The organism is Vibrio sp. YT-19(2023), assembly GCF_033337395.1.
The window spans coordinates 1-785 of record NZ_JAWOQN010000368.1; the positions used below are offsets into that span (position 1 = coordinate 1).

A 785-nucleotide genomic window follows, 5' to 3' on the forward strand; every position below is an offset into this window, starting at 1 on the left:
AACCGAACACCAGATTCTCAAGAACCTTGAAACACACTACCGTAATCAAGCGTTGATCGTTATCGCACACCGATTAACCGCATTGGAAGCGGCTGATGAAATCATCGTTCTTAATCATGGCCATGTCACCGAGCGAGGAAAACATCATTCTCTACTCGAACACCAAGGCTGGTACGCAGAAATGTTCCAGTACCAAAAACTCGAACAAGCAATGGAGGAGTAATCAATGAAACAAACCAGTAAATTTAAGCGGTTGTTGTCTTATCCATTGTCTCAGCCGAAGCCAATGATAAAAGGCTTAGCGTTGCTGTTTATCGCGGCGTTAGCGAGTGCGAGTGGCCCTTGGTTGATCCAGTATTTTATTGATGAACACTTTGCCAAAGGTGACTACTCTCGTAACGTATTGATTGCTTTAGCGTTGGGCTACGTGTCACTTCAAGTCATTTCAGCAACGTTCCAATATCTTCAATCGTTGCAATTTAGCATGGTGGCAACGAACACGATCAAAACCATTCGCAAGCAAGTGTTTTCGGGAGTGATCAAACAGCCACTTTCTGCGTTTGACTACACGCCTGCTGGTAAGCTTGTTTCTCGAATCACGAATGATACAGAATCACTTCAGCAGTTTTACGAGTTGTTAATCGCGACCGTGGTTAAGAACGTTGTGATGATCGTGGTAATGTTGGGTGTCATGTTCTTCATGAGTTGGAAGTTGACGCTGGTTGTTCTCGTCCTGTTACCAATCGTAATTGGCTTTATGTATCTGTTTAAACAACTCAGTACCG

Annotated in this window: 1 protein-coding gene and 1 pseudogene; both read left to right on the forward strand. The window is 43.8% G+C overall.

What is annotated here, in order from left to right; all coding sequences use genetic code 11:
* Positions 1-223, forward strand: a pseudogene (locus R7E78_RS25945) (multidrug ABC transporter permease/ATP-binding protein); the annotation flags it as partial.
* Between the two features lie 3 nt (positions 224-226).
* The coding region (locus tag R7E78_RS25950; RefSeq protein WP_318058584.1) for an ABC transporter transmembrane domain-containing protein at positions 227-785 on the forward strand (559 nt) is incomplete at its 3' end.